This is a genomic window from Enterobacter sp. K16B, assembly GCF_020216105.1.
Lineage (GTDB): Bacteria > Pseudomonadota > Gammaproteobacteria > Enterobacterales > Enterobacteriaceae > Enterobacter > Enterobacter sichuanensis.
The window spans coordinates 1-6810 of record NZ_JAIWJZ010000117.1 but is presented as its reverse complement, the minus strand read 5'-3'; the positions used below and the strand labels follow the sequence as shown (position 1 = coordinate 6810).

The window sequence follows — 6810 nt, the reverse complement described above, 5'->3', positions numbered from 1 at the left end:
TTCGCCTTACCCGGCCTACAAAACCGTAGGCCCGGTAAGCGAAGCGCCACCGGGCGAAAATCAGCTACGCTGACGCACTGCTTCAAACAGACAGATGCCCGTTGCAACAGAAACGTTCAGGGAGGACACGCTGCCCGCCATCGGGATGCTGATCAGCTCGTCACAGTGCTCGCGGGTCAGACGACGCATACCTTCGCCTTCCGCCCCCATCACCAGCGCCAGACGGCCGGTCATTTTACTCTGGTACAGGGTATGATCCGCTTCACCGGCGGTACCGACGATCCAGATGTTCTCTTCCTGCAGCATACGCATGGTGCGTGCCAGGTTGGTCACGCGGATAAGCGGAACGTTTTCCGCCGCGCCGCAGGCCACTTTCTTCGCCGTCGCGTTCAGTTGTGCAGAACGGTCTTTCGGCACGATCACCGCGTGCACACCCGCCGCATCCGCGCTGCGCAGACACGCGCCGAGGTTGTGCGGATCGGTTACGCCATCGAGGATCAGGAAGAACGGATTCTCCAGCTCAGCGATCAGATCCGGCAGATCGTTTTCCTGATACTGACGACCCGGCTTCACGCGGGCGATGATCCCCTGGTGAACCGCGCCTTCGCTTTTCTCATCCAGGAACTGGCGGTTTGCCAGCTGGATCACCACACCCTGTGCTTCCAGGGCATGGATCAGCGGCATCAGACGTTTGTCCTCACGCCCTTTCAGAATAAAGACTTCCTGAAAACGCTCCGGCGCGCGCTCGAGAAGGGCCTGCACCGCGTGGATGCCGTAAATCATTTCACTCATTGATGGTTCTCATTATGACTGTTCTTTTCCCTCTCCCCTTCGGGGAGAGGGTCAGGGTGAGGGGAATTTTACTCCGCCTGCTTTTTCTTCGCTGCGCGCTTCGCTTTAGTGGCAGCCGCTATTTTCTGCGTCTTCGCGGAAGGCTTTTTCGCTGAGCGAGCTTCTTTCTTCGCCGCCTTCGGCTTCTGCTTTTTCTCGCCGCGGAACGCGCTGTCCGGCTCGAAGTTCACCTTCTTCCCGGCCTGACGGCGCTTGCCGCTCGCTTTACCGTTGCCGCCTTTTTTCGCCCTTTCACGCTCGGTTTTGCCGACGTTACGCGGCGCGCGTTCGCTGGAGATCAGGCTGAAGTCGATCTTACGGTCGTCCATATTCACGGCCTCGACCTTCACTTCCACACGGTCGCCCAGACGATAGGTCTGACCGCCCGATTCGCCAATCAGACGCTGGCCGACCTGGTCAAAGCGGTAATAGTCGTTATCCAGGCTGGAGACGTGCACCAGACCGTCGATAAACAGCTCATCCAGACGAACGAAGAAGCCAAAGCCGGTCACGCTGGCAATCACGCCTTTGAAGATGTTACCCACCTGGTCCAGCATAAAGTCACACTTCAGCCAATCCGCCACGTCACGCGTGGCTTCGTCGGCCCGACGCTCGGTCATGGAGCAGTGCTGACCCAGCTGCAGCATCTCTTCCATCGAATAGTGGTAGCCACCGGTTTCAGTGGTGTTTCCTTTATGGCCTTGCTCCTGCGCCAGCAGATACTTGATCGCACGGTGCAGAGAGAGGTCAGGATAACGACGGATCGGCGACGTAAAGTGGGCGTAAGACTGCAGCGCCAGGCCGAAGTGACCACGGTTTTCCGGATCGTAAATCGCCTGCTTCATTGAGCGCAACAGCATCGTCTGCAGCATTTCTGCATCCGGACGGTCGCCAATGGACTCCAGCAGCTCAGCGTAATCACGCGGCTCAGGTTTGTTACCACCCGGCAGCTCCAGACCCAGTTCGGCCAGCACGGAGCGGAACGCGGTGATGGCTTCCGTCGACGGCTTATCGTGAATACGGAACAGCGCCGGCTCTTTGGCTTTTTCGACGAAACGTGCCGCCGAGATGTTCGCCAGGATCATACACTCTTCGATCAGCTTGTGCGCGTCGTTACGCTGGGTCTGTTCAATACGCTCAATACGACGTTCGGCGTTGAAGATAAACTTCGCCTCTTCGCTCTCAAAGGAGATCCCGCCGCGCTCCTCGCGCGCCTGATCCAGCGTTTTGTAGAGGTTATGCAGCTCTTCGATGTGTTTGACCAGTGGCGCATACTGTTCGCGCAGATCCTGGTCGCCCTGCAGCATATGCCAGACCTTGGTATAGGTCAGGCGCGCATGCGAGCTCATTACCGCTTCGTAGAACTTGTAGCCGGTTAAGCGCCCTTTGTTGGAGATGGTCATCTCACACACCATACAGAGGCGATCAACCTGCGGGTTCAGGGAGCAGAGGCCGTTAGACAGTACTTCCGGCAGCATCGGCACTACCTGAGACGGGAAGTAGACCGAGGTACCACGGCTGCGCGCTTCGTTATCCAGCGGGGTATGCGGACGAACATAGTAGCTTACGTCGGCAATTGCCACCCACAGACGCCAGCCGCCGCCGCGCTTTTTCTCACAGTAGACGGCGTCATCGAAGTCACGAGCGTCTTCACCGTCGATCGTGACCAGCGGCAGAGAGCGGGGATCCACGCGGCCCACTTTGGACTCTTCCGGGACTTCTTCACGCAGGCTCTCGATCTGCTCTTCAACCGCTTTCGGCCAGATATATGGGATTTCATGGGTACGCAGCGCCATATCAACGGCCATGGTAGTCCCCATGTTGTCGCCGAGCACTTCGACGATTTTACCCACCGCTTTGGTACGACGGGTTGGGCGCTGGGTGAGTTCCACGACCACCACGAAGCCCATGCGCGCGCCCATCACCTCTTCAGGTGGGATCAGAATGTCGAAGCTCAAACGGCTGTCGTCCGGCACCACGAAGCCCACGCCCGCGTCGGTAAAGTAGCGGCCAACAATCTGGCTGGTTTTTGGCACCAGAACGCGTACGACACGCGCTTCGCGGCGACCTTTACGGTCGGCGCCCAGCGGCTGCGCCAGGATCTGATCGCCGTGGATGCACATTTTCATCTGTTCAGATGAGAGGTACAGATCGTCTTTACGCCCCTCAACGCGCAGGAAGCCGAAGCCATCGCGGTGACCAATGACGGTCCCTTTCAGCAGATCGAGGCGTTCCGGCAGCGCGTAGCACTGGCGGCGGGTAAAGACCAGTTGCCCATCGCGCTCCATGGCGCGCAGGCGACGGCGAAGCGCTTCAGTTTGCTCTTCACCTTCAATGTTTAATTCAACGGCAAGTTCTTCACGGTTGGCGGGTTTTTCGCGTTTTGTTAAGTGTTCAATGATGAACTCGCGGCTGGGGATAGGATTCGCGTATTTTTCGGCTTCGCGTTCCTGGAAAGGATCGTGTGACATGTCGGTTCCTCCGTTGTCAGCTCCGGTGGAAATTTTCTTCATTCCACCAGCAATAATTTATAAAGCGGTTGATTCTCTTCAACCAAATCGGCCAGCGTGTAGTTATCCAGTTCCTTGAGAAAACGTTGCACGGCCTGAGAAAGCGCCTGTTTCAGGCGGCAAGCGGGCGTAATGTGGCAGAACTCACTGCTGCAGTTCACCAGAGAGAGCGGTTCCAGTTCACGTACCACATCGCCAACACGAATGCTCTGTGCCGGTTTACCGAGACGGATCCCACCATTCTTCCCGCGGACGGCAGCAACGTATCCGGCACGACTAAGTTGATTGATTATTTTGACCATATGATTACGGGATACGCCGTAGACCTCTGTGACTTCAGAGATGCTGGTCATTTTCCCATCGGGTAACGACGCCATGTAAATCAGCGCACGTAAGCCGTAATCGGTGAAACTTGTTAACTGCACATCAACCTCAGGAAAAAGGGAAATCGCGGACAAACCGCACAGATATTCATTAATGATGATAAACCAGCCAGATAGTTAGGGGCTAATTTATTTGAATGACGGGGCGAAAAAGCGGAGATCCAGGAGCGGTCGCCGGATGGCGCTACGCTTATCCGGCCTACGGGTCTCCCCGCAGGCCAGCAGTCACGAAGATTATGCGTCGAACGGGTCGCGCAGGATCATCGTTTCAGTACGATCCGGGCCGGTAGAGATAATGTCAATCGGCACTTCGGTCAGTTCTTCAATGCGCTTGATGTAATTCAGCGCCGCCTGAGGCAGGCCGCTACGCTCTTTCACACCGAAGGTGGTCTCAGACCAGCCCGGCATGGTTTCGTAGATTGGCTCGATGCCTTCCCAGTCGTCAGCAGCCAGCGGAGTGGTGGTCACTTCGCGGCCATCTGGCATACGGTAGCCTACGCAGATTTTCACTTCTTTCAGGCCGTCCAGGACGTCCAGTTTGGTCAGGCAGAAGCCAGACAGGGAGTTGATCTGCACGGCACGACGCACTGCAACCGCATCCAGCCAGCCGGTACGACGACGACGACCGGTGGTCGCGCCAAACTCGTTACCCTGCTTGCACAGGAACTCGCCGGTTTCATCAAACAGTTCGGTCGGGAATGGACCCGCACCCACGCGAGTGGAGTACGCTTTGATGATGCCCAGTACGTAATCGACATAACGTGGACCCAGGCCAGAGCCGGTCGCCACGCCACCTGCGGTGGTGTTAGAGGAGGTAACGTATGGATAGGTACCGTGGTCGATGTCCAGCAGCGTACCCTGCGCACCTTCAAACATGACGAAATCGCCACGCTTGCGCGCCTGGTCCAGCAGATCGGACACATCAACAACCATACCGGTCAGAATGTCTGCAATCGCCATGACGTCATCCAGCACTTTCTGGTAGTCAACAGCGTCAGCTTTGTAGAAGTTCACCAGCTGGAAGTTGTGATATTCCATCACTTCTTTCAGTTTTTCAGCGAAGGTTGCTTTGTCGAAGAGGTCGCCTACGCGCAGACCGCGACGTGCCACTTTATCTTCATACGCCGGGCCGATACCACGACCGGTGGTACCGATCGCTTTCGCACCGCGCGCTTTTTCACGCGCAACGTCCAGCGCCACGTGATAATCCAGGATCAGCGGGCAGGCTTCGGAGAGCAGCAGGCGCTCGCGAACAGGGATACCACGGTCTTCCAGACCTTTCATCTCTTTCATCAGCGCAGCTGGAGACAGCACAACGCCGTTACCGATGATGCTGGTGACGTTTTCGCGAAGAATGCCTGATGGAATAAGATGGAGGACGGTTTTTTCACCGTTGATTACGAGAGTATGGCCTGCGTTGTGACCGCCCTGGTAGCGTACAACATATTTAGCCCGTTCAGTCAGAAGATCAACAATCTTCCCTTTACCTTCGTCACCCCATTGGGTGCCCAGTACGACGACGTTGTTACCCATTTTTTTCAAAATCACCGTTTGCTTAAAAATGGATTCTACCATCGCTTTTTCAGATATACAGCACTTTTTGACCTCAGAATATCCCAAATCCGACCACTTTTTGATCAGCCAATCGTTTTCCTCAACATGTAGTAGATCACGATGCCAGCAACCACAAGACCGCCGCCAAAACGACGCAAAATATTATCGGGAAGTTGGCTCATCGTCGCGATCATGCGACGCCACGCGCGCGGATAAAGCATCGGGCCAAGGCCTTCCAGCACTAACACCAACGCCAGCGCGAGCCAAATGGTTGAATTCATTTTTATTCCTTATAAAAGAAAACCACCGCTCCATGGGAAGCGGTGGTTTGAATACTCAAACGAGCCTGAGTTTATCGCGTTGCGTTAGTCGGCGTCTTCATATAACGGAAGAAATCGCTGTCCGGGCTGAGCACCATCACATCCTGGTTGCTCTGGAAGCTATTCTCGTAAGCACGCAGGCTACGGATAAAGGCGTAGAAGTCTGGATCCTGGCTGAACGCATCGGCGAACAGCTTCGCGGCTTCCGCATCACCTTCACCGCGCAGAATACGGCCCTGACGCTCAGATTCTGCCAGCGTCTTGGTCACTTCATAGTCCGCTGCCGCACGCAGTTTCTCAGCCTCTTCCTGGCCCTGTGAACGGTGACGACGGGCGACCGCTTCACGCTCAGCGCGCATACGGTTGTAAATCGCCTCGGACACTTCCACAGGCAGGTTGATCTGCTTGATACGCACGTCGACCACTTCGATACCCAGCGCGGCCATACTGTTCGGGTTGATCACCGGCACTTTGCCGTTTGTTTCAGCCTGAACACGTTCTGCCGCTTTAGCGATCGCATCGTCCGCCGCTGGCGTTTCCACTTCGTCTTCCGTGCCCGCTGTACCGGAGTTCAGCGCATCACGCACTTCCAGGGTCAGACGACCGCGGGAGTCGGTCACGATATCCTTCACATCCAGACGACCAATCTCAGAACGCAGACGGTCAGAGAACTTACGTTTCAACAGCACTTCCGCCTGAGAAACGTCGCCGCCGCCTGTCGCCAGGAAGTAACGGCTGAAATCACTGATGCGCCATTTGATATAGGAATCAACGATCAGGTCTTTCTTCTCTTTCGTGACGAAACGGTCGGCCTGGTTATCCATGGTCTGAATACGCGCATCGAGCGTATTCACAGACTGAATGAACGGCACCTTAAAGTGCAGGCCCGGCTCATAGATCACCGGACGTTTATCACTGTCACGGACGACGCTGCTGAACTGGAACTTAATCCCACGTTCACCCTCTTTCACGACGAAGATAGAGGTATAAAGCACGACCAGTACGATGATGATGATCGCAATAACTGACTTACGCATCCTTATTCCCCCTGACGCTGGTAGTCGTTACGCTGCGCGTTAGCACGGCGTTGGTCCATAATGTCACCATCGTTCGAAGAAGACGTGGTTGTTGCGCTTGTGCTACCGGATGACGCCGGTGGCAGACGCAGCAGGTTGTTGGCACCGCTGGTGTCAGCCTTCGCTGCCGGCGCTG

At 56.0% G+C, this 6810-nt stretch carries 6 protein-coding genes and 1 pseudogene; all 7 read right to left on the bottom strand.

Annotated features, from left to right (window positions below):
• Positions 1 to 60 precede the first annotated feature (60 nt).
• On the bottom strand, positions 61 to 792 hold the full coding sequence (gene rlmB, locus LDK53_RS19095) for a 23S rRNA (guanosine(2251)-2'-O)-methyltransferase RlmB (protein ID WP_025758266.1): 732 nt from the start codon (positions 790 to 792) through the stop codon (positions 61 to 63).
• 68 nt (positions 793 to 860) lie between these two features.
• The gene (gene rnr / locus LDK53_RS19090; RefSeq protein WP_225287823.1) at positions 861 to 3302 is read right to left on the bottom strand and encodes a ribonuclease R; all 2442 of its coding nucleotides are present in this window, start codon (positions 3300 to 3302) and stop codon (positions 861 to 863) included.
• Positions 3303 to 3340: 38 nt separating this feature from the next.
• Positions 3341 to 3766 (bottom strand): nitric oxide-sensing transcriptional repressor NsrR, encoded by a 426-nt coding sequence (gene nsrR / locus LDK53_RS19085; protein ID WP_025758264.1) that lies wholly within the window; start codon positions 3764 to 3766, stop codon positions 3341 to 3343.
• A 192-nt stretch (positions 3767 to 3958) separates the two neighbouring features.
• Positions 3959 to 5257 carry an adenylosuccinate synthase gene (locus tag LDK53_RS19080; RefSeq protein ID WP_045284473.1) on the bottom strand — a complete coding sequence of 433 codons (1299 nt, stop codon included), beginning with the start codon at positions 5255 to 5257 and terminating at the stop codon, positions 3959 to 3961.
• Between the two features lie 104 nt (positions 5258 to 5361).
• Positions 5362 to 5559, bottom strand: a complete 198-nt coding sequence (locus LDK53_RS19075) for a DUF2065 domain-containing protein (RefSeq protein WP_003855996.1) — start codon at positions 5557 to 5559, stop codon at positions 5362 to 5364.
• A gap of 71 nt (positions 5560 to 5630) precedes the next feature.
• Entirely contained in the window at positions 5631 to 6635 is a 1005-nt protein-coding gene (gene hflC / locus LDK53_RS19070; protein ID WP_225287822.1) for a protease modulator HflC, read from the bottom strand.
• A 2-nt stretch (positions 6636 to 6637) separates the two neighbouring features.
• Positions 6638 to 6810: pseudogene (locus LDK53_RS19065) on the bottom strand (protease modulator HflK); the annotation flags it as partial.